Source organism: Pseudomonas sp. T8 (assembly GCF_024610635.1).
In the GTDB taxonomy this organism is placed as follows: domain Bacteria; phylum Pseudomonadota; class Gammaproteobacteria; order Pseudomonadales; family Pseudomonadaceae; genus Aquipseudomonas; species Aquipseudomonas chlororaphis_I.
In genome coordinates, this window is sequence record NZ_CP102374.1 from 2,916,896 (window position 1) to 2,942,058 (window position 25,163).

General features: G+C 60.1%; 28 protein-coding genes. 4 read left to right on the top strand and 24 right to left on the bottom strand.

Features of this window, described 5'->3' with window-relative positions; genetic code table 11:
• The 12 genes from NRG23_RS13080 to NRG23_RS13135 form a co-directional block, all read right to left on the bottom strand.
• The gene (locus NRG23_RS13080; protein WP_038581742.1) at nt 1–783 is read right to left on the bottom strand and encodes a hypothetical protein; all 783 of its coding nucleotides are present in this window, start codon (nt 781–783) and stop codon (nt 1–3) included.
• Nucleotides 784–909: 126 nt separating this feature from the next.
• Nucleotides 910–1,440: a tail fiber protein gene (locus NRG23_RS13085; protein WP_038581744.1), complete on the bottom strand. Its 531-nt coding sequence runs from the start codon at nt 1,438–1,440 to the stop codon at nt 910–912.
• Complete coding sequence (locus NRG23_RS13090) at nt 1,437–2,171, bottom strand: phage tail protein I (RefSeq protein WP_028681844.1); 735 nt, start codon at nt 2,169–2,171, stop codon at nt 1,437–1,439. Before NRG23_RS13090 ends, NRG23_RS13085 begins: the two co-directional genes overlap by 4 nt.
• Nucleotides 2,168–3,163: a baseplate J/gp47 family protein gene (locus NRG23_RS13095; protein WP_041985719.1), complete on the bottom strand. Its 996-nt coding sequence runs from the start codon at nt 3,161–3,163 to the stop codon at nt 2,168–2,170. The genes NRG23_RS13090 and NRG23_RS13095 overlap by 4 nt, the downstream gene beginning before the upstream one ends.
• Nucleotides 3,160–3,492, bottom strand: a complete 333-nt coding sequence (locus NRG23_RS13100) for a phage baseplate protein (RefSeq protein WP_007924012.1) — start codon at nt 3,490–3,492, stop codon at nt 3,160–3,162. Before NRG23_RS13100 ends, NRG23_RS13095 begins: the two co-directional genes overlap by 4 nt.
• A 13-nt stretch (nt 3,493–3,505) precedes the next feature.
• A complete protein-coding gene (locus NRG23_RS13105) occupies nt 3,506–4,114 on the bottom strand; it encodes a phage baseplate assembly protein V (protein ID WP_016701985.1) in 609 nt (202 codons plus the stop codon).
• 3 nt (nt 4,115–4,117) lie between these two features.
• Nucleotides 4,118–4,642: a hypothetical protein gene (locus NRG23_RS13110; RefSeq protein WP_081362548.1), complete on the bottom strand. Its 525-nt coding sequence runs from the start codon at nt 4,640–4,642 to the stop codon at nt 4,118–4,120.
• 221 nt (nt 4,643–4,863) lie between these two features.
• Nucleotides 4,864–5,628: an N-acetylmuramoyl-L-alanine amidase gene (locus NRG23_RS13115; protein ID WP_257374689.1), complete on the bottom strand. Its 765-nt coding sequence runs from the start codon at nt 5,626–5,628 to the stop codon at nt 4,864–4,866.
• Nucleotides 5,629–5,794: 166 nt separating this feature from the next.
• Nucleotides 5,795–6,142 (bottom strand): phage holin family protein, encoded by a 348-nt coding sequence (locus NRG23_RS13120; RefSeq protein WP_009047293.1) that lies wholly within the window; start codon nt 6,140–6,142, stop codon nt 5,795–5,797.
• A gap of 102 nt (nt 6,143–6,244) precedes the next feature.
• Nucleotides 6,245–6,826 carry a DUF642 domain-containing protein gene (locus NRG23_RS13125; protein WP_009047292.1) on the bottom strand — a complete coding sequence of 194 codons (582 nt, stop codon included), beginning with the start codon at nt 6,824–6,826 and terminating at the stop codon, nt 6,245–6,247.
• Nucleotides 6,827–6,834: 8 nt separating this feature from the next.
• Nucleotides 6,835–7,023 carry a Com family DNA-binding transcriptional regulator gene (locus NRG23_RS13130; protein ID WP_080577932.1) on the bottom strand — a complete coding sequence of 63 codons (189 nt, stop codon included), beginning with the start codon at nt 7,021–7,023 and terminating at the stop codon, nt 6,835–6,837.
• Between the two features lie 543 nt (nt 7,024–7,566).
• Entirely contained in the window at nt 7,567–8,301 is a 735-nt protein-coding gene (locus NRG23_RS13135; protein WP_028681850.1) for an XRE family transcriptional regulator, read from the bottom strand.
• A 187-nt stretch (nt 8,302–8,488) separates the two neighbouring features.
• On the opposite strand from NRG23_RS13135, the gene mutS reads away from it, so the two are divergent.
• The 3 genes from mutS to NRG23_RS13150 all read left to right on the top strand — a co-directional run bounded on the left by mutS (nt 8,489) and on the right by NRG23_RS13150 (nt 12,913).
• A complete protein-coding gene (gene mutS / locus NRG23_RS13140) occupies nt 8,489–11,068 on the top strand; it encodes a DNA mismatch repair protein MutS (protein WP_028681851.1) in 2,580 nt (859 codons plus the stop codon).
• Between the two features lie 142 nt (nt 11,069–11,210).
• Nucleotides 11,211–11,534, top strand: coding sequence for a ferredoxin FdxA (gene fdxA, locus NRG23_RS13145; protein ID WP_007924025.1), 324 nt, complete (start codon nt 11,211–11,213; stop codon nt 11,532–11,534).
• Nucleotides 11,535–11,707: 173 nt separating this feature from the next.
• A complete protein-coding gene (locus NRG23_RS13150) occupies nt 11,708–12,913 on the top strand; it encodes an ISL3 family transposase (RefSeq protein WP_038575043.1) in 1,206 nt (401 codons plus the stop codon).
• A gap of 438 nt (nt 12,914–13,351) precedes the next feature.
• On the opposite strand, the gene rpoS is transcribed toward NRG23_RS13150, so the two are convergent.
• From rpoS to NRG23_RS13190, 8 genes are all read right to left on the bottom strand, one after another.
• The gene (rpoS, locus tag NRG23_RS13155) at nt 13,352–14,356 is read right to left on the bottom strand and encodes an RNA polymerase sigma factor RpoS (protein WP_007924026.1); all 1,005 of its coding nucleotides are present in this window, start codon (nt 14,354–14,356) and stop codon (nt 13,352–13,354) included.
• 106 nt (nt 14,357–14,462) lie between these two features.
• Nucleotides 14,463–15,296 carry a peptidoglycan DD-metalloendopeptidase family protein gene (locus tag NRG23_RS13160; RefSeq protein ID WP_007924027.1) on the bottom strand — a complete coding sequence of 278 codons (834 nt, stop codon included), beginning with the start codon at nt 15,294–15,296 and terminating at the stop codon, nt 14,463–14,465.
• A 209-nt stretch (nt 15,297–15,505) separates the two neighbouring features.
• Nucleotides 15,506–16,141, bottom strand: a complete 636-nt coding sequence (locus tag NRG23_RS13165) for a protein-L-isoaspartate(D-aspartate) O-methyltransferase (protein ID WP_172833404.1) — start codon at nt 16,139–16,141, stop codon at nt 15,506–15,508.
• A gap of 41 nt (nt 16,142–16,182) precedes the next feature.
• Nucleotides 16,183–16,932 carry a 5'/3'-nucleotidase SurE gene (gene surE / locus NRG23_RS13170; RefSeq protein ID WP_009047229.1) on the bottom strand — a complete coding sequence of 250 codons (750 nt, stop codon included), beginning with the start codon at nt 16,930–16,932 and terminating at the stop codon, nt 16,183–16,185.
• Complete coding sequence (gene truD, locus NRG23_RS13175) at nt 16,920–17,978, bottom strand: tRNA pseudouridine(13) synthase TruD (RefSeq protein ID WP_009047228.1); 1,059 nt, start codon at nt 17,976–17,978, stop codon at nt 16,920–16,922. Before truD ends, surE begins: the two co-directional genes overlap by 13 nt.
• On the bottom strand, nt 17,975–18,448 hold the full coding sequence (gene ispF, locus NRG23_RS13180; RefSeq protein WP_007924033.1) for a 2-C-methyl-D-erythritol 2,4-cyclodiphosphate synthase: 474 nt from the start codon (nt 18,446–18,448) through the stop codon (nt 17,975–17,977). The genes truD and ispF overlap by 4 nt, the downstream gene beginning before the upstream one ends.
• Before the next feature lie 52 nt (nt 18,449–18,500).
• Nucleotides 18,501–19,352, bottom strand: coding sequence for an S-formylglutathione hydrolase (fghA, locus tag NRG23_RS13185; RefSeq protein WP_162094495.1), 852 nt, complete (start codon nt 19,350–19,352; stop codon nt 18,501–18,503).
• 82 nt (nt 19,353–19,434) lie between these two features.
• Nucleotides 19,435–20,547, bottom strand: coding sequence for an S-(hydroxymethyl)glutathione dehydrogenase/class III alcohol dehydrogenase (locus NRG23_RS13190; protein WP_007924035.1), 1,113 nt, complete (start codon nt 20,545–20,547; stop codon nt 19,435–19,437).
• A 106-nt stretch (nt 20,548–20,653) separates the two neighbouring features.
• Between NRG23_RS13190 and NRG23_RS13195 the strand changes: the two genes are divergently transcribed.
• Nucleotides 20,654–21,550, top strand: coding sequence for a LysR substrate-binding domain-containing protein (locus tag NRG23_RS13195; protein WP_009047227.1), 897 nt, complete (start codon nt 20,654–20,656; stop codon nt 21,548–21,550).
• A gap of 165 nt (nt 21,551–21,715) precedes the next feature.
• Here the strand turns inward: NRG23_RS13195 and ispD are convergent, their stop codons facing one another.
• The 4 genes from ispD to kdsA form a co-directional block, all read right to left on the bottom strand.
• On the bottom strand, nt 21,716–22,423 hold the full coding sequence (gene ispD, locus NRG23_RS13200; protein WP_016705315.1) for a 2-C-methyl-D-erythritol 4-phosphate cytidylyltransferase: 708 nt from the start codon (nt 22,421–22,423) through the stop codon (nt 21,716–21,718).
• Entirely contained in the window at nt 22,420–22,698 is a 279-nt protein-coding gene (gene ftsB / locus NRG23_RS13205) for a cell division protein FtsB (RefSeq protein WP_007924039.1), read from the bottom strand. The genes ispD and ftsB overlap by 4 nt, the downstream gene beginning before the upstream one ends.
• A gap of 172 nt (nt 22,699–22,870) precedes the next feature.
• Nucleotides 22,871–24,160, bottom strand: a complete 1,290-nt coding sequence (gene eno / locus NRG23_RS13210) for a phosphopyruvate hydratase (protein WP_009047225.1) — start codon at nt 24,158–24,160, stop codon at nt 22,871–22,873.
• A gap of 157 nt (nt 24,161–24,317) precedes the next feature.
• Nucleotides 24,318–25,163, bottom strand: coding sequence for a 3-deoxy-8-phosphooctulonate synthase (gene kdsA / locus NRG23_RS13215; RefSeq protein ID WP_009047224.1), 846 nt, complete (start codon nt 25,161–25,163; stop codon nt 24,318–24,320).

Sequence of the window (25,163 nt, forward strand, 5' to 3'; positions counted from 1 at the left end):
TTAAGCGCTCTTGGCTGCGTAGCGTTTATCGTTGTCGAGGGTGTAAGCCATTCTGTTTTCCGGGTAGGTCTCATTCAGCTCTTTAGCACCGATTGCGTAGGGTTTTACATACCAGGAGATTTCATACTCTGGCATGACCGACTCACTGATCTTCACTTCAGTTTCAACACGGCTAAAGCTCACAGGATTTGAAAAGCTCTTGGTGATGGCATAAGAAAGCCCCCCACGCAAATAGCACCCTGACTCCTGCGGAGAATTGGTCAAGGTCCCGGAGACAATGCCGCCCCACATAGGCTTAACCCCGGTAACAGGTCTGGCAATACTCAGCATGCCAAACTCCACACGGCGAACAGTCTCTCGATAAGTTTGCGAGATACGCTTCATAGTCAAGAAATTTGCATCACCGTTCCAAGGGACTCCACACCCTTCCATTTGCAGGTTCAAACCCGCCACATGAGGTTCGAAGTTGTTATTAAACGGGTTTTTCTCGGTGTCTCGACTGAAGTTTCGAGAAATCACAATCTCAGAGATCCCCTCCTCGTTGCCCGGCATCCGCCACCAGACAGGATAAAAAATATTTGTCGACAGCCCCGTCAAATCAATTACTTGCGTATAAGACGCCCGACCATTGATATCCTTTGCCTGGACACTATTACGCCAACTGGTGAACTGATTGAATGCGGTATCCACTCGAGCATCGATCTTACCGATTTGATTAGTGACCGTCTCTGTTAGCTTGTTACATGCATCCACTACTTTCGTGATGGTCGCTTCAATTCCCATACATACCCCATAAACCTAATTTATATTAAAAACGCCCATGTAAAAACACGCTGCGCACTTATGAAACACACACCAGATAAGATATTGGTGACCTGGCAATACCGAAAAACATTTAACATGTCATCGTTATTTAGCTTCCAAAGACCTCACACGCCACATCAATTCCACATGACGTGACATATTGTCGATGGAGGCTGCCGCCAAGAGGGCGATCTCTTCAGCCAACAATACGTTGAGGTTTTCATTACCCACAACAATCGTCACGCTATCCGCCGGCAACGGCGAAATATCCAACGTGAACTTCTGCAACACCCGCGCCGCCGCCGCTTTGTAAGTCAACAACTTCCCGGCAACGGAATACACTGCCAACAAGGTCCCACTGGCGAGATAAAAACCGAACTCGCCAATTTCATACTCATCCTCGCCATCAAACAACGCGGCCATTCTGAGTTGCCGATCACCCAGGTCCTCGTAATCCACGATCGCCACCCGCTGTCGCTCGTTGCGAAGTGCGGTTTCCGTACCGTCCGGGTTGTAGCGGCCGGTGCCGGCGCCGATGTGGGTGATCTCACCTTTCAAGCCTTGGTTCTTTGCCGCCAACACTTCATCCAGACCGGCGGAAGTGAAGCGAACCAAGCGCGTAATGTCTTCTGTCATAGCTGCGCCCTGAGGTCGTAGTCGTTAATGGTGTAGTGCTGGGAAACCCCGGCACTGTTAAACCGAGCGCCGAGCCCGAATTCAGGCAGTGCTCCGTCAAGACAGAGTTCGCCATCGCTCAGCGGTGTATATGCAACGCAACTCATGCTCAGCGATCCGTGCAGCTTGACCTCGGGCAACGCCCCAGGCTGGCTGTCATCGCTGACGCTCAGGCCAGGATCGGCGCCAGCGGCCAGTCGCAACCCACCCGTGGTTTGATGGACGATGGTGATGGTGCCGTCGTCGCGCTCGCTCTTGGCGGCGTTGATGCGGCGTATCAAGCGATTGTGATCACCGCTGGACCAGTCCCGGACAATGATTGCCTGCACATCGAAGGTGTAGGGCTTGCCCAGCGGTCGCTGCTCATACCAGGCGGCGATGTTGGGCATGAACCCCAGGGATTCGACGGCGTGGCTCAGGGCCTTGTGGGTCCCGGCCTGTCGCTGGATCTGCCAGGACAACGAGACGGTCAGGCGTTTTTCGGTTTCACTGGCCTCCGCGTCCCATTCGCTGACCCCGCGATCTGCCGCCAGATAAGGCAAGAAGTCCACAGGGGTCTGGGTAGGGCTCATCAGTTCGGGAAAGGGCGGATCCACACGTTCGAGCAAGCGGGCGAAACCGAGATCGAGGGCCTTCTCCAGCGCCGAGCTGTTGGCCGGCAGCAGGCTTAAGCGAGCAGTGTCGTCACTCATAAGATGCGCACCTCCACTTCAACCCCCGTGCAATATGGAGCCTGGAAAGCCGTGGTCACGATCGGTTGCAATGGCTCGAGAATCTCCAGCTGTACCGCACCTGCCGTATGCAGCGTGTAATCGATCCAGCTCGGATCCACCCGCCCTTCCAGGCGATGACAGCTGTCCGCGTAGGCCTGTAGTTGCCGCTGCGTGGCGACCTGGGTCAGTCCGGAATCGGGGCCCGGGTTGATCTTGGCCACCACGCGGATCTTGTAGGGTTTGATCTGTGCCGCCTGCACCGTCACCCGATCCGTTTCCGGCTTCACGTCCGGCCGGGCAAAGTGTCGGCGCACGCCTTCGAGCAGGTCCTCGGACGGTGTGCCGTCGCCTTCCCGCGAGAGCACGGTGACCTGCACTTCTCCCGGTGCGGTACGGCGGCCGTTGCCATCCTTGACCCGCGCCGCGTAACCGTCCGGGTCGAAGGTGTAGGTGACGGTCACCACGCCCGCATCGGTGGAGTCCACCTTCACTGTCGGCCGCTCGCCGAGGGTGAACACCTCGCGGCGATACTGCATGCGCGAACCGGCGGCCGGCGCATGGGGCGCCAGGTAGTAGCGCAGGCGGGCATCTTCGTCGCTTTCATAGACCGCGGGCACCGGCGGAAAGGCCGCCGGATCGCCCGGGTCGAGCAACTGCCGCTCCAGGCCCATGTCCGCCAGGCGCGCATCGAGGTTGCTGCCGGTGGCCCACCAGGCCAGCATCTGCTTGATGCGGGCGTTGTACTTGCGCTCATGGGTCTGCAGGCGCAGGCAGAAGGCTTCCAGCGCCAGGGTCAGCAGCTCGCTTTCGTTGGCCAGGCTGGCCTGCAGTTTCTGCGCATGGGCGGGGGAACGCTGGGCCACGTAGTCGACGACGAAGGTCTTGAACTCGGCAAGCAGCGTCTCGAACTCATCGACAGTGACAATGGCCGGCTCGGCCAACTGGTGTTCACCGGGTATCAGCATGCTCATGTCACGACCTCGAACGTCTGTTGGCGGTTTTTCCAGGTGCCGGCGAAACGCAACAGCAGCCCGGCGCCGCGCCGGCTGGCGACTATGACCTGCGGCTCGAAATCGCCGATGCCGTTCTGCTCGTTGTAGAACGCCTGCGCGGCATGGCTCTGGGCGAGGATCAGCAGGTCGTCGCCGAGGTTCTGGCCCAGCAGGTCGGGAATCAGCGAACCGTACAAAGGACGCTTCTGCCGGGTGCCCAACGGCGTGGTCAGGGCACGGGTCGCGCGCTGCACGAACTGCAGCCAGTCATCGACCGCGGCGCCGGTGTTTCTATCGACTCCAATCATGGAAAGCCTCTTATCAAGGGCTGATAACGCGGCCCTGGTGTTCCACCAGGGGGCCGCTGAAGTGGATGCCGGCGCTGTCGAGCAAGATGCCCACCGCGCCCAGCCGCAGCTCGATCGCCTCGGGCCTCATCGCCAGCCGAGCGGGACCGATGCTCAACTCGACCGCCTCGCGGGAAGCGGTGAGCGCGGTCTGGCCGTTGCTCCAGCTCAAGACATGGCCGGCATCGTCATAACTGCTTTGGGTGCCATCGGCGTATTGGCGGCGGGTCAGCGCGGCCAGGGTCGACACCGGTGGAAAGCGGTCGCAGTTGAGGCCGAACAGCGCCACCGACTGGGCCCCGCCGTCGCCGCCACCGTAGTTGAGCAGCAGGCACTGCTCGCCCACGGAAGGAATGCGCGATTCGCTTTGCGCGCCGGCGCTGGGGTTGAAGAACCTGATTGCCGGCGTCAGCAGCTCTCCGTGGCTGACCCGACAGGTGTTGCTGGCCGCATCGACCGACTGGCACACACCGATACGGCAATGGTTTTCCGTCCGCCGGTGCAAGTCATCGAGTTCGGTTTCCATTTCCGCCAGTCGCTCGATGATCGGGCCCAGCTGCATGCGCAGCAGCTCGTCAAACATGGCTCAGCCCTCAAGTGCTTGGTATTGGTCGGGGTCATCGATGTTCGAGACTTCCCAGGTGCGGGCGAACTTCGGTATGCCAGTCGGGTCGTCCAGCAATGGCTGGCCGAGGTACAGCGTCTGGGTGAACGACAGCGTCCAGGCGGCGTATTGCTGCTCGCCGCGAATCAGGGTCGAGGGCAGGCCCTCGAGGTTCATCGGCAGGTCGCACTGCACTGCCGGGAGGCCCCAACGGTTATCCGTAGCGAGATCCTTCAGCACGCTCGCCAGATCGCAGGCCTCGAACCCGGAACGCTCGCTCCCCACAGCCGCCACGGCTTGCAGCGAGATCGTCAGGACATGGGCGATACGCCCTTCCTGGCTGCGCAGCCCCGGGGCATCGCGCTCGATCGCCATCAGCACCCAGGCCTGGTCGAGCAGACCATCGAAGTCCTGGTGACTGCCAACCTTGAGACCAAGGCCCGCCCCTCGCAGGGTCTCGGCAATGGCAAAAAACAGCTGCGACGGCTTGTCGATGACGGCGGGCATAGGGGGGCTTCCTGTTCGGATATCAGGGTTGAGATTGCGCTGGGGTGCTGCGGATGTAGTGCGAGCTGGAGGAGCGGTGAACGCCGGTTTGAGCAGGGCTCTGGCTCGCCAGATCGGTGCACGACATCGCGAAGGGCTGGGTGATGCAACGGATGACTCACGAGACTTTGCTGAGGTCCGGCATCACCTTCGATGGAGACCTCAGCCCTGATTTCGCCGAATCAGGCGTACTTCTCGTTCAGCACATAAAGAATCGCGCAGGTTTCCACATCCAGTTTCCCGGTGTAGTTCTTCGGCCTGAAGTGCATCTGGAACGCCCGCACCAGCGACTGGAAGAAGTCATCCGTTGCCTGGGCCGGCACGCCATAGCCGTAGGTGGCGAAAGCCTTGAGCACTTCGGCACGCTCGGGCAGCCCGGCAGTGCGGAATTGCTGGACGTATTTCTTCTTGGTCGGCTCGTCGTACCAGGCGCCGATACCGGCCTTGTAGAGTTCTTTCCAGGGCAGCTTGGGGCCCGGATCGGATTTGCGGCCCACCGCGATATCGGAGTGGCCCACCACGTTTTTCGGCGACATGTCCGGATAACGCTGGAGAATATTCAGGGCCAGCTGCTTGAGCGCCTCGACCTGCGAGCGTTCGTAATCCGGGAAGGTGAAGACACCATTGACGTCGGTGGCTTCGTTGACGATCTCGATGCCGATGGAGGTGTCGTTCAAGCCGCTGCGACCGGCCCAGTCACTGACACCGGCATGCCAGGCGCGGTCTTCTTCGGCCACCAGGTTGAAGATTCGTTGTTCCTGGAAACCCGCGGCTTGATAGGTCGGATCCTGCACCGCCGGAATCAGGTAATGGGTGCTCGCCGCGCCGGTGGTCAGGGCCTTGACCGATGCCTCGAAGTTCAGGGCCGTGTAATGCAGCACCAGGAACCGCACCCGCTTGTTGTAGGGCGCAAGGGTGCGATAGCTGTTGTAGTCGATTGGGATCATGGGTTGCCTCTGTTTGAAACGGATGGATGGACGGCGCTGGGCCGTACCTGGCGCCTCCCTGCCGGGAGGGCCGATTGAGCTCGTTCAATACGAGTACGCGTCCTGCGTCAGGCGGGTATCACGGCAGCGTCGACTCAATGAATCGACGATCTGTTTTGGTGGTTATTCAGGAGTCCGAGCGGGGATCCTTGGGCGGCACTTCGCACACACCCAGCCGCTTGGCCGCCCAGCGCTCGTAGAGCCCGATGGCTACATCAGCGCCCGCCATGGCGGTCAGGCAGCCGAAGGCGCCAGCGGTCCAGATCGATACGCCGGCGGCGTACAGCAGCATGATGGTCGAGACCCCGCAGATCACGCAGGCCCCGGAGCGCAGTGCCAGGCGCCGCAGCAACAACCAGCCGCGGGCGCCCTCCTTGTCGGCGCGCCACATTTCGCCGGACACCCCGCCCACCAGGGCGAGGACGATGACAAGCCAGATCGGCATGTCCAGCAACGCTTGTTGCTCGTTTGTCATGTCACGCCTCCTGGGAGCGTTGATGAGTGCAGGGATTGAGGGCAAGACAGCACCGAGTCACCGGCACTGTCTTCAACCCTGGAAAAGTCCGCTGAACGGGAGTTACAGACGTTCAACAATGACGTTGTCGATAAAGGCAAAGTTGGCGTACGGATTCTGTTCGTTGGAGAACGCCAGGGTCGTTTGCGTGGTAGTGGCGGTGAAGTCGTAGGTCAGGGTGCTCCACTCGATCGCAACGCCTTTGGCGGTCGGCGTATTGAAAGTGGCGGTTTGGCCGGCCACTTTGACCTGTACCACACCGTCGCCCGAACGACCGGCGAACTTCGAATTGCCGGCGCTGAACGTCAGCCGGTACTTGGCGCCAACGACAGTGGCAAAGTTCTGTTGAATGCCCCCGCCGTTGCCATAGACATAGTTCGCCAGGTCAACAATCACCAGGCCATCCGCGGCTACGGAGCCGCCAATCGAAGCCGGCACGTTGAAGTACTCGGCACCGGACAGGAATGTCGTCCAGCCGGTAATGAAGTTGGTTTTTGCCGGGGTATCCAGAATACAGCTACCACTGCAACCGGGCTGTTCAAAGCTGCCGTTGACCAGCAGGTTGGCCGCAACGACATTGGCTGCGGAGCCCAGCAGCACAGCGGCGGCCAGAATGGGAGCGACGTATTTTTTCAAGACTTTCATGTGTTCACCTATGGCTGTGATGGATTGGGTCGTGCTACCGAAGCAGCACTCATGTCGCTCACAGGCGATCGCTCGGGGCTCGTGGCCCTCACATGATTCAGCGTTCCGCACCGGGAACATTTGATCTGGAGCTCTGCATACTCGCCGATCCGGGCGAGCAGTCTCTTGCAATGTCCACATCGGCAATCTTTCAACATCTGCAATGCCTTGTGATGTTCATCGGATCCTTCCTTTTGCATTGGCCATCCAGGGATGAGGCCTGATGTGCCTGTGCGCTTCAGGTAGGCATTCCAAAAAGCCCGGCAATCCGTCGGGCTTTTCAGAATGCGATCCTTCGCCTTCCTTTCATCCTGTGAACAAAAAGGAAGCTGACTTTTCGGCGCTACTGGCGCGGTACGAGTCTATTCAAATTGTTTTTCCGACCGCGGTCCCTGCCCGCCGGATAACTGTTCACGGTGCTTTACGCTGCACACCCGGGTCAGTTGCCAACCCTCTGAACCGTCGAGGCCGGTTCATCGCTGCCTTTGCTTTTGCCACTAAAGAGCGGTGTCGCTCGCCGCTGTCGGGCGGCTTGGAACGAATAATATGCATGGATGCATATACAGTCAATGCACAAATGCATTTATTTATGCGCAAGAAATGCATAGGCGCATGAAGACCGCATAAATAAAGGCGTGGAGGGTTTTCCGCGGGCACAAAAAAGCCCGCTCGATGGCGGGCTTTGGCGTTATGGGCTGCGGTTAGCGGGCGTACATGCCCCACCAGAAGACATGACCGAGGATGACGATCTGCTCTTCCTGCATTTCCTGGAAGCTGTAGTCCTCATCCGGATGTTCGTCGCGGTTGAAGCTACGCAGGCGAATGCCGGAAGGCAGGCGATAGAGCTGCTTCACCCGCAGCTGGCCATTGTGGTTGATGGCATACAGGTCGCCGTCGATGATGTCGCCGATACCGCATTTGCCGGCATTGACCCCCACCGTGGCGCCGTCGCGCAGCACCGGCAACATGCTGTTGCCGCGTACGGTCACGCATTTGGCCTGGTCGAACTGCACGCCATTGTGTCGCAGGCTGCGCTTGCCGAAGCGCAGACTGGAGCGCTCGCTTTCCTCGATGACGAATCTTCCTGATCCCGCAGCCAATTCAACCTCGCGAAGAAAGGGGACCGACACCTCGTCGTCATCGACGGGGGTATCGTCGTCCCACAGACTTATGTCCTTGAGTTCCGAATGCGGATCGGCCGACCGGGCAGAGGCGACAGCCGCGCGCCCGCGCAGTTGATCGGTGCTCACCTGGAAGTACTCGGCGATCCGCGAGATGTGTTTGTCCGAAGGATCGACAATCTTGCCACTGAGGATCCGCGAAAGGGTGGATTGAGGCACGCCGGTACGCCGATGGAGTTCCGTGGGGGAAATGCCATCGCGATCGAGCAGCTCTCTTAAGACGGTAGAAACGTTGCGCTTTTGCATAACGCGCATATTGCGGGTTATTTTCGCCGATGACAAATGCTAAAATGCATATTCATGCATAAAACACCCGAAATCCAGCCGGGTTCATCCCTGCGAAGGTCGGACCGCCCATGGTAACCTTGCGCCCATCGCGAAAAAGCCGGGCCCATGCCCTCTGCTTTTGCCCACCCTTTCAACGAATCAACCTGACGACCCGATGAATAAAGCGCTCACCGATCTGTCCTCCCACACGCCGATGATGCAGCAGTACTGGCGCCTCAAGAACCAGCACCCCGACCAGCTGATGTTCTATCGCATGGGCGACTTCTACGAAATCTTCTATGAAGACGCAAAGAAGGCCGCCAAGTTGCTGGACATCACCCTGACCGCGCGCGGGCAGTCGGCTGGCCAGGCGATTCCGATGTGCGGGATTCCTTATCACGCCGCCGAAGGTTACCTGGCCAAGCTGGTGAAGCTCGGCGAGTCGGTGGTGATCTGTGAACAGGTCGGCGACCCGGCCACCAGCAAGGGCCCGGTGGAGCGCCAGGTGGTGCGGATCATCACCCCGGGGACCGTCAGCGACGAGGCTCTGCTCGACGAGCGCCGGGACAACCTGATCGCGGCGGTGCTGGGCGACGAGCGCCTGTTCGGCCTCGCGGTGCTGGACATTACCAGCGGCAATTTCACGGTCCTGGAAATCAAGGGCTGGGAGAACCTGCTGGCCGAGCTGGAACGCATCAACCCGGTGGAACTGTTGATCCCGGACGACTGGCCGCAAGGCCTGCCGGCGGAAAAACGCCGTGGCGTGCGCCGTCGCGCGCCCTGGGACTTCGAACGCGACTCGGCCCACAAGAGCCTGTGCCAGCAGTTCTCCACCCAGGACCTCAAGGGCTTCGGCTGCGAGAACCTGACCCTGGCCATCGGCGCCGCGGGCTGCCTGCTGAGCTATGCCAAGGAAACCCAGCGCACCGCCCTGCCCCACCTGCGCAGCCTGCGTCACGAACGCCTGGACGACACCGTGGTGCTCGACGGCGCCAGCCGGCGCAACCTGGAGCTGGACACCAACCTCGCCGGCGGTCGCGACAACACCCTGCAATCGGTGGTCGACCGTTGCCAGACCGCGATGGGCAGCCGCTTGCTGACCCGCTGGCTGAACCGCCCACTGCGCGACTTGAAAGTCCTGCAGGCGCGGCAGACCTCGATCGGCTGCCTGCTGGACGGTTACCGCTTCGAAAGGCTGCAACCGCAGCTCAAGGAAATCGGCGACATCGAGCGGATCCTCGCCCGTATCGGCCTGCGCAACGCCCGTCCCCGCGACCTGGCGCGCCTGCGCGATGCCCTGGCGGCGCTGCCGGAACTGCAAGTGGCGATGACCGAGCTCGAAGCCGAGCACCTGAGCCAACTGGCCGTGACCACCAGCACCTACCCGGAACTGGCAGCACTGCTGGAAAAAGCCATCATCGACAACCCGCCGGCGGTGATCCGCGATGGTGGCGTGCTGAAGACCGGCTACGACACCGAGCTGGACGAGCTGCAATCGCTGAGCGAAAACGCCGGCCAGTTCCTTATCGACCTGGAAGCCCGGGAAAAGGCCCGTACCGGCCTGGCCAACCTGAAAGTCGGCTACAACCGGATTCACGGCTACTTCATCGAACTGCCGAGCAAACAGGCAGAACAGGCCCCGACGGACTACATCCGCCGCCAGACCCTCAAAGGCGCCGAACGCTTCATCACCCCGGAGCTCAAGGCTTTCGAAGATAAGGCGTTGTCCGCCAAGAGCCGCGCGCTGGCCCGCGAGAAGATGCTCTACGAAGCCCTGCTGGAAACCCTGATCGGCCACCTGCCGCCGCTGCAGGACACCGCCGCGGCGCTGGCCGAGCTGGACGTGCTGAGCAACCTGGCCGAGCGAGCGCTGAACCTCGACCTCAATTGCCCGCGCTTCGTCAGCGAGCCGTGCATGCGCATCACCCAGGGTCGCCACCCGGTGGTCGAGCAGGTCCTGACCACGCCGTTCGTGGCTAACGACCTGAGCCTCGACGACCAGACCCGGATGCTGGTGATCACCGGCCCGAACATGGGTGGTAAATCCACTTATATGCGGCAAACCGCGCTGATCGTGCTGCTAGCCCATATCGGCAGCTTCGTGCCGGCGGCCAGCTGCGAGCTGTCGCTGGTGGACCGTATCTTCACCCGGATCGGCTCCAGCGATGACCTGGCCGGTGGTCGCTCCACCTTCATGGTGGAAATGAGCGAAACCGCCAACATCCTGCACAACGCTACCGAACGCAGCCTGGTGCTGATGGACGAAGTGGGTCGCGGCACCAGTACCTTCGATGGTCTGTCCCTGGCCTGGGCTGCGGCAGAACGTCTCGCCCAGCTGCGGGCGTACACCCTGTTCGCCACCCACTACTTCGAGCTCACCGTCCTGCCGGAAAGCGAACCTCTGGTCGCCAACGTGCACCTCAACGCCACCGAGCACAACGAACGCATCGTGTTCCTGCACCACGTGCTGCCAGGCCCTGCCAGCCAGAGCTATGGCCTGGCCGTGGCCCAGTTGGCGGGGGTTCCGAGCGATGTGATCGTCCGCGCCCGCGAGCACCTGAGTCGCCTGGAGACCACCAGCCTGCCCCATGAAGCACCGTCTCCGGTACCGGGCAAGGCTTCGGTCCCGCAGCAAAGCGACATGTTCGCCAGCCTGCCGCACCCGGTCCTCGATGACCTGGCCAAGCTCGATCTGGACGACATGACCCCGCGCAAGGCACTGGAAATGCTCTATACATTGAAGACACGCATCTAACGCTGATGCTTTCAAGCTGTTAGAATCTCGCGCGGTTTGGGATGCTGCGGACTATTAGCCTGGTCCGCAGACTATCGCTCCCGAACCTGGCGACCCCGTCCTGAAGGGGCTCCGCTGCCGCCGCCTGAGGAGAGAATTAGAAATGACCTTCGTCGTCACCGACAACTGCATCAAGTGCAAGTACACCGACTGCGTAGAAGTCTGTCCGGTGGACTGCTTTTACGAAGGCCCGAACTTCCTGGTGATTCACCCGGATGAGTGCATTGACTGCGCGCTGTGCGAGCCTGAATGCCCCGCTGTAGCGATCTTCTCCGAGGACGAAGTTCCGGAAGAGATGCAGGAGTTCATTCAGTTGAACGTTGAGCTGGCCGAAATCTGGCCCAACATCACTGAAAAGAAAGATTCCCTGCCCGATGCCGAAGAGTGGGATGGCGTCAAAGGCAAGATCAAAGATCTCGAACGCTGATTACCTCGCGTTCCCCAAAAAGGCCCCTTGCGGGCCTTTTTGCTGTTCCGGATTCACTTTTACGCAGGCAAAAAAAAGGTTCTTCACGGAATTCCGGGAAACACAGAAACAAGAACGCCGATTTGATTGATGATGTTCGTGCGAGCAAACACATCTAAAAAACCGGCGTTCTTATGCACGATATTAATACTTTCCTTCCTTTTTGGGAGGGCTTTTCTGTCGTCACGATCAAGCCTGATGGCGATGCCCTACAGATCGATCTGACGCCCCACACCACCCGACTCCCTTCCTGTGGTGGATGCCAAAAGCCCTGTTCAACCACTCACGAGTATTGCGAGCGAGTCGTTCGTGATTTGCCCATTCTCGGCCGTGCAGTGCGCCTCAGCGTTTTGCTCAGACGTGTTGGCTGTCGTGACTGCGGCAAACGCATGGAGACTGTCAGTTGGCTGGATCGCTATGCCCGTATGACGCGCCGCTTGGCCGATGCGGTGATTCAAGCCTGCGAGCGCCTTCCCACGTTACACGTGGCTCAACTGTTTGGGTTGCATTGGGACACCGTTCGGCTGCTAGAGCGTCGCGCCCTGCAAACGGCATTGAGCGATCTGCCGAAGGCGCAACCACGGCGTCTGGTGATGGACGAGTTCGCTCTGTTCAAGGGCCATCGTTACGCCAGTGTGGTGCTGGATGCGGATACACGACGAGTGCTGTGGATCGGCGAAGGCCGCAGCCGTGCGGCGGTCAGGCCGTTCTTCGAAGAGTTGGGACCAGAGGGTTGCGCCCGAATCGAAGCGGTGGCGATGGACATGAACACCGCTTTTGACCTGGAGGTTCGCCGGCACTGCCCCAAAGCGCGCGTGGTCTACGACCTCTTCCATGTGGTGGCCAAATATGGCCGAGAGGTGATTGATCGGGTCCGCGTTGACGAGGCTAATCGGCTACGCCACGACAAGCCTGCTCGTAAGGTCATCAAGCAAGCGCGATGGCTACTGCTACGCAATCCACAGAATCTGAAAACGCCGGAACAACAGGTTCACTTGCAGGATTTGCTGGCGGCCAACCAAGCGTTGATGACGGTCTACTTGATGAAGGCTGAACTCAAAACGCTCTGGACGCCGAATACCGCTTGGAGCTGGAGATCGGCCTGGAAGCAATGGTTGCGCCATGCTCATGAAAGCGAAATACCGGCACTGATCCAGTTCGCCAAACGGCTAAAGAGTTACTGGCGGGGCATCGTCAGCCGCGTTCGCTGGCCGATGCACACCGGTCAGCTGGAAGGAATAAACAATCGCATAAAGGTCATCAAACGAATGGCGTACGGTTACCGGGATAGCGAATTCTTTTTCATGAAGATCAAGAGCGTCTTTCCCGGTATTCCGTGAAGAACCAAAAAAAAGGGGCGGTATGACCCGCCCACCTTTTTTCCCTAGTCCCTGTGTTCCTTTTCATCGTCCTGATGAATCGCATCCTGCGATGTCCTGACCATCATCCTTGATGGTTGTGTCTATCCGTCGACACAGGGCTGATATTAGAGAGTTTCCATGACAGAGCAATGGCACTGACAGCTATAAAAAGTGTCGAACACCGTTCTATACCCTAGAATAAGTTCTTATTAATCAATAAGATAACCAAAAACCTCAGATCAAATAGACAACTTTCATACCGCATAAAAACCGAACACTTACGAAAGAGTAAGCCTTTACTTACATGCTCTTTCAGCTATTGAACGCGCGCCTGCCCATTTCATCTAACTCCTATCGATCACCCAATAAAAAGCCCCGAACATGTCGGGGCTTTTCACGGCAGGATTGCTCGTACCGTTACTGGAACAGCGACTCGCTGGACAGGCCGTTCTTCTCGAGGATCTCACGCAGACGCTTGAGACCTTCGACCTGGATCTGGCGTACCCGCTCTCGGGTAAGCCCGATCTCCAGGCCCACATCTTCCAGGGTGCTGCTCTCGTGGCCGCGCAAGCCGAAGCGGCGAACGACCACCTCACGTTGCTTGTCGGTCAATTCGGAAAGCCACTGATCGATGCTTTGCGACAGGTCGTCATCCTGCAGCAGCTCGCACGGATCGGTAGGACGATCGTCGGTGAGGGTGTCCAGCAGGGTTTTATCCGAATCCGGACCCAGCGAGACGTCGACTGAAGAAACCCGCTCGTTCAAGCCCAGCATGCGCTTGACCTCACCTACCGGTTTCTCCAGCAGGTTGGCGATTTCTTCAGGGGAGGGTTCATGGTCGAGTTTCTGTGTCAGCTCCCGTGCTGCCCGCAGGTAGACGTTGAGCTCTTTGACCACATGAATCGGCAGCCGGATAGTCCGGGTCTGGTTCATGATTGCCCGTTCGATGGTTTGACGGATCCACCAGGTGGCATAGGTCGAGAAGCGGAAACCGCGCTCCGGATCGAACTTCTCCACCGCCCGGATCAAACCGAGGTTGCCCTCTTCGATCAGGTCCAGCAGCGAAAGCCCACGATTGACATAACGCCGGGCGATTTTCACCACCAGACGCAGGTTGCTTTCAATCATGCGCTTGCGCCCGGCCGGATCGCCACTTTGCGACAGACGCGCAAAATGAACTTCTTCTTCCGGAGAGAGCAATGGGGAAAAGCCGATTTCATTGAGATACAACTGCGTCGCGTCGAGCGCTCGCGTGTAATCAATGTACTTGTGTTGTTTCAATGAAGCGGAGTGTTTGGATTTGGCACGAACTGAAGGTACAGCAGATCCCTCATTCGACATCGAATCAGTGGCGATATCCGTCTCCATAAGGAGAACTTCATCGTCGATGTCAAACTCCGGCACTTCTTTACTGAGAGCCATTGTTATAGTCCTTTGGTGAGTTCGACCTCAGGCTCAAGCGACGCCTTTATCCTTGGCAACGCTGGAACCTGTTCCCTCTACGTGACGGAACAGGCTTGGTAACGGATCAACGACGTGGCAGGAATTGCAGCGGATCTACAGGTTTACCTTGTCGGCGAATCTCAAAGTGCAGTTTCACCCGGTCTGTACCAGTTGATCCCATTTCGGCAATTGTCTGTCCGACTTTGACCTGCTGCCCCTCCCGAACCAACAGCCTACGGCTGTGGCCGTAAGCACTGACGTAGGTATCGCTGTGTTTGATGATGACCAGTTCGCCGTAGCCCCTTAAGCCACTCCCGGCGTAAACCACCGTCCCATCAGACGCAGCTAAAACAGGCTGTCCCAAATCCCCGGCGATATCAATGCCTTTATTCAAACTACCGTTTGAAGAGAATTTTCCAATCAGAATACCGTTCGCAGGCCAGCCCCAGCCCTTTGGCGCGGGGCCTGCAGGCGGTAATGGAGCCGGCGCGGGCTGGCTCGCAATCGTTGGCGCGGCACCTGCCGGACGACGAATTACTGTGGTTTTACTTGAAGAAGATGCACTGGAAGCCGACTTTGTAACCACCGCTGTCGGTGCCGAACCCGAGCGGCCGTCGAAGCGGATGGTCTGCCCCGGGTGAATGGTGTACGGCTCGGCAATATTGTTGCGCGCGGCCAGGGCCTTGTAATCCCAGCCATAACGGAAGGCGATCGAAAACAGGGTGTCGCCGCGACGAACCGTGTACTGCCCCGTGGTCACTGTCGGGCGCTGCGGTACCGCACTGGTGCGATCGACGACCCGGGCGCTGCTCGACTTATTGCTCGAACACCCGACCAACAGAGAACTCAAGACAAGGCCAATCACCAGTCGCTGAAAGCTTGTTGTACCCATACGCTGCGCAATGACTGTGAGACTCACCCGCCGCTCCCTTTGTGGTGGTTGAAGATAAATGGTGCCTGGCTCAGGCATGAAATGTCGCAAGTATAACCGGCCACCCGCGCTTTACTCCCGGTAAAGCGAAATCGGCAGGTACCGGCATATCGATCATGGTTCAAGGTTGCTTAACCGATTGATCAAGCTGTAAGACCAAGCCGATCAAACAGAATTCACCCGCTCCAAACAAATGCTCAGGCCAACGGCCCGTTGAGCAAGGGAACGAAGCGAACCGCGCCGAGAACCTGCCGCGAAAACCCCTGCTCTTCACGAATGACCAGCATCAGTTGCTGCACTTCGCCGGCCCCGACCGGAATCACCATCCGGCCACCCGGCGCCAACTGGTCCAGCAGGGCCTGAGGGATGTCGGTGGCGACCGCCGTCACGATGATCCCGTTGTACGGCGCCAGCGCCGGCCAGCCTTCCCAGCCGTCGCCCCAGCGGAATACCACGTTGCGCAGGTTCAGCTCGACCAGACGTTCCTTGGCCCGATCCTGCAACACCTTGATGCGCTCGACCGAGAACACCCGCTCCACCAGCTGCGACAACACCGCGGTCTGGTAACCCGAGCCAGTGCCGATCTCCAGCACCTTATCCAACGGGCCGGCCGCCAGCAGCAACTCGCTCATGCGCGCCACCATATAAGGCTGCGAGATCGTCTGGTTGTGCCCGATCGGCAAGGCCGTGTCTTCATAGGCGCGATGCGCCAGGGCCTCGTCGACGAACAGATGCCGCGGCGTACGCCGAATGACTTCCAGCACCTGGGCGTTGGACAGGCCTTCATCGTAAAGACGCTGGATCAGGCGTTCGCGGGTACGCTGGGAAGTCATCCCGATACCGCGACGCAACAAATCGTCCTGTTCGCGAGCCATCAGCGCAGCCCCTCCAGCCAGCCATCAAGACTTCTGAAAGCATCGTTGAAGGTGCGATCGAGCTGCAACGGCGTGACCGAGACATAACCCTGCATGATCGCGTGGAAGTCCGTACCCGGGCCACCGTCCTCGGCGTCCCCCGCCGCGGCGATCCAGTAACCGGCCTTGCCGCGCGGGTCGACCGTCTTCATCGGCGCCGCCGCCCGGGCGCGATGGCCCAGACGAGTCAGCTGAATGCCGCGAATATGATCGAGGGGTAGATTGGGAATGTTCACATTCAGCACGGTACGTGGTGGAAGATCCAGCTGCCCATGGGCCTCGACCAGTTTGCGGGCGAAATAGGCCGCCGTCGGCAGATTATCCACCTGACGCGAGACAAACGAAAAGGCAAATGCCGGAAGCCCCAGAAAACGCCCTTCCAGGGCCGCGGCGACAGTACCGGAATACAGCACGTCGTCACCCAGGTTCGCCCCGAGGTTGATTCCGGATACGACCATGTCCGGATCGCGTTCCAGCAGCCCGTTGAGGCCCAGGTGCACGCAGTCGGTGGGGGTGCCATTGATACTGATGAAACCGTTACTCAAGGTGTGCGGGTGCAACGGCCGGTCGAGCGTCAGCGAGCTGCTGGCGCCACTTTTGTCCTGGTCCGGGGCGATCACCACACACTCGGCGTAATCCGCCAGCGCAGCATGAAGCGCGGCGAGACCGGGTGCTGTTACACCATCGTCGTTAGAAATCAGAATACGCATGGGCTGTCCGTCTGCCCCACCGGCACCAGATCGACGAGTTCACGCACCAATACGGTGGCGAAGCATCCGGCCGGCAGGACGAATTCCAGTTGCAGAATGTCAGGCTCGGGATAATGCCACGTCAACCCGCCAATGGGCAGCCGCAGGATGCGACGTTCGTGGCTCATTCCGGCTTTAATCAACCAATCGCGCAGATCCGCTTCGTCGCCAGCCACCTGCTGTTCCAGCAGTTGGGTCGCTCCCGCGGCAGGCGATTCGCCTTCGCCCCACTGCGGGCCGGTCGGGTGCAAGTCGAGGATGGCCAGGCGCGGATCGCTGCATTCGGCTTCGCCGGCCGGGAAAAAACTGCGGCTGTCGGTGAAGGCCAGCAGGTCGCCGACCTGGGCCCGCTGCCAGCTGCCATCGGCCACACGCGCCGCCAGCACCCGGTTGAACAGATAGCTGCGCGCGGTGGAAAGCAGCCGCGAACGCACGTTGCGCTGTTCCGGCAAGGCCTTGCGGGCGGCCCAATCGCGGGCATCGACCAGGTTGCCGCCGTTATGGCCAAAACGCTGGGCGCCGAAATAATTGGGGATGCCGTGCTTGGTGATCGATTGCAGGCGCTCTTCGATCCCCGCCTTGTCTGCCTTCAATTCGGTCAGGCGCAGGGTAAAGCCGTTGGCCGCATGGGCGCCGCGTTGCAGCTTGCGCTTGTGGCGGGTCAGCTTGAGGATCTTCAGCGTGTCGTTTTCAGCCGCCGACAGATCGGGGTCGGCCTTGCCAGGCAGTTGGATGCTGAACCACTGCCGGGTCAGCGCCTGGCGATCCTTCAAGCCGGCATAGCTGACGGTGCGCAATGGCACGCCCGCGGCCTTGGCAATCCGCCGCGCCGCTTCTTCGGTGTTCAGGCCGCGCTTTTCCACCCACAACCACAGGTGTTCGCCTTCGCCGGTCAGGGGGATGTCCAGGACTTCGTCGACCTGGAAGTCTTCGGCGGTGGCCTTCAGTACCGCGCTGCCCAGGGCTTCGCCATAGGCCCGCGGGCCCAACAGTTGCAGTTCGTTCATGCGCGCAGCAACAAGGCAACGGAATGGACGGCGATGCCTTCTTCGCGCCCGACGAAGCCGAGCTTTTCGGTGGTGGTGGCCTTGACGTTCACTTGATCCAGCTCGACTTGCAGATCCGCGGCGATCAGCGCGCGCATCGTTTCAATATGGGGGGCCATCTTCGGCGCCTGGGCCACGATGGTGTTATCGACGTTGCCGACCTTCCAGCCCTTGGCATGGATCAGTGCGACGACATGACGCAACAGCGCACGGCTGTCGGCGCCCTTGAACTGCGGATCGGTGTCCGGAAAATGCTTGCCGATGTCGCCCAGCGCGGCAGCCCCCAGCAAGGCATCGCTCAGAGCGTGCAGCAGCACATCGCCGTCGGAGTGGGCGAGCAGCCCGAAGCTGTGTGCAATCCGCACGCCGCCCAGAGTGATGAAATCGCCTTCAGCGAAACGGTGCACATCGTAGCCGTGGCCAATACGCATAAAAAAACGCCCTGATTGAGTCAGGGCGTGATTCTACCTGCTTTGGCAGACATTAGCCGCTCAGAGCGCGCGCATGATGCTGCAGGTGGTCACCAATGAAGCTGGCGATAAAGAAATAGCTGTGGTCGTAGCCGGGTTGCAGGCGCAACGTCAGCGGATGACCCGCGGCTTTCGCCGCCTGTTGCAGCACTTCGGGCTTGAGCTGATTGGCCAGGAAATCGTCACGATCGCCCTGGTCCACCAGCAACGGCAGCTTTTCGCTGGCCTCCTGGATCAGCACGCTGGCATCCCATTCGCGCCAGCGGGAGCGCTCTTCGCCCAGGTAGCGGGAAAAGGCTTTCTGCCCCCACGGGCAATCCATCGGGTTGCTGATCGGCGCGAAGGCCGACACCGACTGGTAACGTCCCGGATTGCGCAACGCGCAGACCAGAGCACCGTGGCCGCCCATGGAGTGCCCGCTGATGCCACGCTTGTCCGAGGCAGGGAAATGCGCCTCGACCAATGCCGGCAGCTCCTGCACCACATAGTCATGCATGCGGTAATGCTCGGCCCAGGGCTGCTGGGTGGCATTCAGGTAGAACCCGGCCCCCAGGCCGAAGTCCCAGGCGCCATCCGGATCGCCCGGCACGCCAGGGCCACGCGGGCTGGTATCCGGCGCGACGATGATCAACCCCAGTTCGGCGGCCAGGCGCTGGGCGCCGGCCTTTTGCATGAAGTTCTCGTCGGTGCAGGTCAGGCCGGACAACCAGTACAGCACCGGCAGCTTGCCACCCTGCTCCGCCTGTGGCGGCAGGTACACGGCAAACACCATGTCGCAGCCCAGCACCTCGGAATGATGCTTGTAGCGTTTGTGCCAGCCGCCGAAGCTTTTCTGGCAGGACAGGTTTTCCAGACTCATGGGCATTTCAGCCGCAGGCTTCAAGCTTCAAGCTGCAAGTTGGCGGTGATCGCTCTCGCAGCTTCTGCTTGCCGCTTGCCACTGCTCCTTAGAAATGAATGACGGTACGGATGCTCTTGCCTTCATGCATCAGGTCGAAGGCCTTGTTGATGTCCTCCAGCCCCATGGTGTGGGTGATGAAGGTATCCAGCGGGATTTCGCCGCTCTGGGCCATTTCCACATAGCTTGGCAACTCGGAACGGCCACGCACGCCACCGAACGCCGAACCGCGCCAGACACGGCCGGTCACCAGCTGGAACGGACGGGTGGAGATTTCCTGGCCGGCACCGGCCACGCCAATGATTACTGACTCGCCCCACCCCTTGTGGCAGCACTCCAGCGCAGCACGCATCAGCTGCACGTTGCCGATGCACTCGAAGGAGAAGTCCACGCCGCCGTCGGTCATGTCGACGATGACCTCCTGGATCGGCCGGTCGAAGTCTTTCGGGTTCACGCAATCAGTGGCGCCCAGCTGTTTGGCGATTTCGAACTTGGCCGGGTTGATGTCGATGGCGATGATCCGGCCAGCCTTGGCTTTCACCGCGCCAATCACCGCCGACAGGCCGATACCGCCCAGGCCGAAGATCGCCACGGTGTCGCCGGCCTTGACCTTAGCGGTGTTGATCACCGCGCCGATCCCGGTGGTGACGCCGCAACCCAGCAGGCAGACTTTTTCCAGAGGCGCTTCTTTAGGGATCTTGGCTACCGAGATTTCCGGCAACACGGTGTACTCGGAAAAGGTCGAGGTGCCCATGTAGTGGAAAATCGGCTGGCCTTTATAGGAGAAACGAGTGGTGCCGTCCGGCATCAGGCCCTTGCCCTGGGTGGCGCGGATCGCCTGGCACAGGTTGGTCTTGCCCGACAGGCAGAATTTGCACTTGCCGCATTCCGGGGTGTACAGCGGGATCACATGATCGCCCACAGCCACCGAGGTCACGCCCTCGCCGATGGCCTCGACCACGGCACCACCTTCGTGACCGAGGATCGACGGGAAGATGCCTTCCGGGTCGGCCCCGGACAGGGTGTAGGCGTCGGTATGGCAAACGCCGGAAGCGACGACCCGCAACAACACCTCGCCGGCCTTGGGCATGGCGACATCGACTTCAACGATCTCAAGGGGTTTCTTGGCCTCGAAGGCAACGGCAGCGCGCGACTTGATCATCCTGGGTCTCCAGCGAATAAAAACGAGACAGGGAGTGTAAAACAGCGCCTGGCGATGAATAATCAGGACAAAAGCAAAACATTATTGCTGTACAGGGATAATCGTCATGAATGAGAACCGCTGGGAAGGCATCGATGAGTTCGTTGCCGTGGCCGAGTGCAGCCAGTTCACTGCCGCCGCGGAACGCCTCGGGGTGTCGTCTTCCCATATCAGCCGGCAGATCGTCCGCCTGGAAGAACGGCTGCAGACCCGCCTGCTGTATCGCAGTACCCGCCGGGTGACCCTGACCGAAGCCGGGCAGACTTTCTTGCAGCATTGCCAGCGCCTGCAGGATGGACGCGAAGAGGCGTTGCGCGCCGTCGGCGACCTGACCAGCGAACCCAAGGGCATGCTGCGCATGACCTGCGCAGTGGCCTATGGCGAGCGGTTTATCGTGCCGCTGGTCACCAGTTTCATGGGACTTTATCCGCAACTGCGGGTGGATATCGAACTGAGCAACCGCCCTTTGGACCTGGTGCATGAAGGCCTGGACCTGGCGATCCGTCTTGGTCGCCTGCAGGATTCACGACTGGTGGCGACCCGCCTGGCGCCGCGTCGCATGTACCTTTGCGCCTCGCCGTCCTACCTGGAGCGTTATGGCCGTCCCCACAGCTTGTCGGAGTTGAGTCGGCACAACTGCCTGATCGGCAGCTCGGACATCTGGCAGCTGGAGCAGGACGGGCGCGAGTTCTCCCAGCGGGTACAAGGCAACTGGCGCTGTAACAGCGGGCAGGCTGTGCTGGATGCAGCGCTGCAGGGGGTTGGCCTCTGCCAGCTACCGGACTATTACGTGCTGGAGCATCTGCATCAAGGCACCCTGATTTCCCTGCTCGAGGCGCATCAGCCACCGAATACCGCGGTGTGGGCGCTGTATCCGCAACAACGGCATCTGTCGCCCAAGGTGCGCAAGCTGGTGGACTATCTCAAGGAGGGGTTGGCCAAGCGGCCGGAGTACAAGGATTGATCCGTAGACGCTGCGGCAGGCTGCGATCGGCCCGGAACGAGGTGCGCTTTTCGCAGGTCATCACCACGCATAGTCAAACCGATCGACCGTGTTGCCCGGTAAACGGCTACTGCGTAGCCGATCGCAGCCTGCGGCAGCGGCTACAGGGACCAGCGAAACCTAAGATCAGCGGCGATTGGCCCAACGCTGGCGTAGCCACTCCAGATCTTCCGGGCGGGTCACCTTGAGGTTGTCCGAACGCCCTTCGATCAGGCGCGGTGCCTGGCCGGCCCACTCCATTGCCGACGCCTCATCGGTAATCGCCACATCCGCCACCAGGCTGTCGGCCAAGGCGCGATGCAAGGCGCCAAGACGGAACATCTGCGGCGTATAGGCTTGCCAGATCAGGCTGCGATCCACGGTTTCCAGCACTCGGCCGTGCTTGTCGATCCGTTTCAGGGTGTCACGGGCCGGCACCGCGAGCAGGCCGCCCACGGGGTCATCCGCCAGCTCGCCCAGCAACTTGTCCAGGTCATCCCGGGACAGGTTCGGCCGTGCGGCATCGTGGACCAGCACCCAGTCATCATCCGCAGCGCCCTGGGCGTGCAGATGGAGCAAGGCATTGAGGACCGATCCGGAACGCTCCGCGCCACCTTCGACCCGCTGGATCCGCGGGTCGTGGGCACAGGCCAGGGTCGGCCAGTAAGGATCGTCAAGCGCCAGGCTGACCACCAGCCCCTTCAGGGAAGGATGGTCGAGGAAACAGCCGAGGCTGTGTTCGAGAATAGTGCGCCCGCCCAGTTGCAAGTATTGCTTGGGACGGTCCGCGGCCATGCGGGCACCGACGCCCGCGGCAGGAATCACGGCCCAGAAGGCCGGTAGAGACTGAATCATTGGGCCAACTGGTAGAGGGTTTCGCCCTCCTTGACCATGCCCAGTTCATGACGAGCCCGCTCTTCCACGGTCTCCATGCCTTTCTTCAATTCCATGACTTCCGCGTCGAGTACACGATTGCGCTCCAGCAGGCGCTCGTTTTCAGCGCGCTGATCGGCAATTTGCTGAGTCAGGTCGGTTACCTGCGCCAAGCTGCCATTCCCCACCCAGAGGCGGTACTGCAGGCCAGCCAGCAGCAAGAGCAAGACGAGGAACAACCAATTGGGACTGCGCATCGAATATCGGGTATCCAGTGAAAAAAGACAGCCATGCCAACAACTTCGAACCTACTGACAGCACGAAGCCTGGAAGAACCAGGCTTGTGCTCTTAAGGCATCAGATTAGTGGCAAAAACCTCGCTGATGCGATTTTTCTGACCCAATCCGGTGTCTTTGTACCATCTACCGCTTAACCGCGAAACTCGCTGCGGCCGTTGTACTTGGCCTTGCCATTCAATTGCTCTTCGATACGCAGCAATTGGTTGTACTTGGACACGCGGTCGGAACGGCACAGCGAACCGGTCTTGATCTGGCCAGCCGAGGTGCCCACGGCCAGGTCGGCAATGGTCGAATCTTCGGTTTCGCCGGAACGGTGCGAAATCACTGCGGTGTAACCGGCAGCCTTGGCCATCTGGATGGCTTCCAGGGTTTCGGTCAGGGTACCGATCTGGTTGAACTTGATCAGGATCGAGTTGGCGATCTTCTTGTCGATGCCTTCTTTCAGGATCTTGGTGTTGGTCACGAACAGGTCGTCGCCCACCAGCTGGGTCTTCTCGCCGATCTTGTCGGTGAGGATCTTCCAGCCAGCCCAGTCGGACTCGTCCAGACCGTCTTCGATGGAGATGATCGGGTAACGCTCGGTCAGGCCCTTGAGGTAGTCGGCGAAACCTTCAGCGGTGAACACCTGGCCTTCGCCGGACAGGTTGTACTTGCCGTCTTCGAAGAACTCGCTGGCTGCGCAGTCCAGAGCCAGGGTCACGTCGGTGCCCAGCTTGTAACCGGCGTTGGCCACCGCTTCGGAGATCACTTTCAGGGCGTCTTCGTTGGAAGCCAGGTTCGGTGCGAAACCACCTTCGTCACCTACGGCGGTGCTCAGGCCACGGGCCTTCAGCACGGCTTTGAGGTGATGGAAAATCTCGGTGCCCATGCGCAGGCCTTCGGAGAAGGACTTGGCGCCAACCGGCTGCACCATGAATTCCTGGATGTCGACGTTGTTATCGGCGTGCTCGCCACCGTTGATGATGTTCATCATCGGCACCGGCATCGAGTAGACGCCCGGTGTGCCGTTCAGGTTGGCGATGTGCGCGTACAGCGGCAGGTCCTGGTCCTGTGCTGCTGCCTTGGCCGCGGCCAGGGACACGGCGAGGATCGCGTTGGCGCCCAGGGTTGCCTTGTTTTCAGTACCGTCCAGCTTGATCATCGCCTGATCGAGGGCCTTCTGGTCGCTTGGGTCTTTACCCAGCAGCAGGTCACGGATCGGACCATTGATGTTGGCTACGGCCTTCAGTACGCCCTTGCCCAGGTAACGGCTCTTGTCGCCATCACGCAGCTCCAGCGCTTCACGCGAGCCGGTGGAAGCACCGGACGGCGCGCAGGCGCTGCCGATGATGCCGTTATCGAGAAGCACGTCCGCTTCGACGGTGGGGTTGCCACGGGAGTCGAGAACTTCACGACCTTTGATGTCGACGATTTTTGCCATTGTTGTAAACACTCCAAAGTTGACGAAAACGACGCAGCTGAAGGGAATCTCTTTACCGTCGGCAAGCAGGGAACAGGGGGCAGACTTGCGGACGATAAGGCTCAGGCCCGCGGGCCTGAGCATTTAATCGTGCGGTACTTTACCGGAGAAATCGGTTTTACGCGGTCTCTACCGTCGGAAAACTCTTAACCAGTTCGTCCAGGGCCTTGAGCTGGGCCAGGAAAGGTTCGAGCTTGTCCAGGCGCAGGGCGCATGGACCGTCGCATTTGGCGTTGTCCGGATCCGGGTGGGCTTCCAGGAACAGGCCGGCCAGGGACTGGCTCATGCCGGCCTTGGCCAGGTCGGTGACCTGGGCACGACGACCGCCGGCCGAGTCGGCACGACCGCCGGGCATTTGCAGCGCGTGGGTCACGTCGAAGAACACCGGGTATTCGAACTGCTTCATGATGCCGAAGCCGAGCATGTCCACCACCAGGTTGTTGTAACCGAAGCTCGAACCACGCTCGCAGAGGATCAACTGATCGTTACCCGCTTCTTCGCACTTGCTCAGGATGTGTTTCATTTCCTGGGGCGCGAGGAACTGGGCTTTCTTGATGTTGATCACCGCACCGGTCTTGGCCATCGCGACCACCAGGTCGGTCTGGCGCGAAAGGAAGGCCGGCAGCTGAATGATGTCGCAGACCTCGGCGACGACCGCGGCCTGGTACGGCTCGTGGACGTCGGTGATGATCGGCACGCCGAAGGCTTGCTTGATGTCCTGGAAGATGCGCATGCCCTCTTCCAGGCCAGGACCACGATAAGAGGTCACAGAAGACCGGTTGGCCTTGTCGAAACTGGCCTTGAACACGTAAGGGATACCGAGCTTTTCGGTGACCTTCACGTACTCTTCGCAGACCTGCATGGCCATGTCACGGCTTTCCAGCACGTTCATGCCGCCGAACAGCACCATGGGCTTGTCGTTGGCAATCTCGATGTCGCCGACGCGGATGATCTTCTGTGCCAT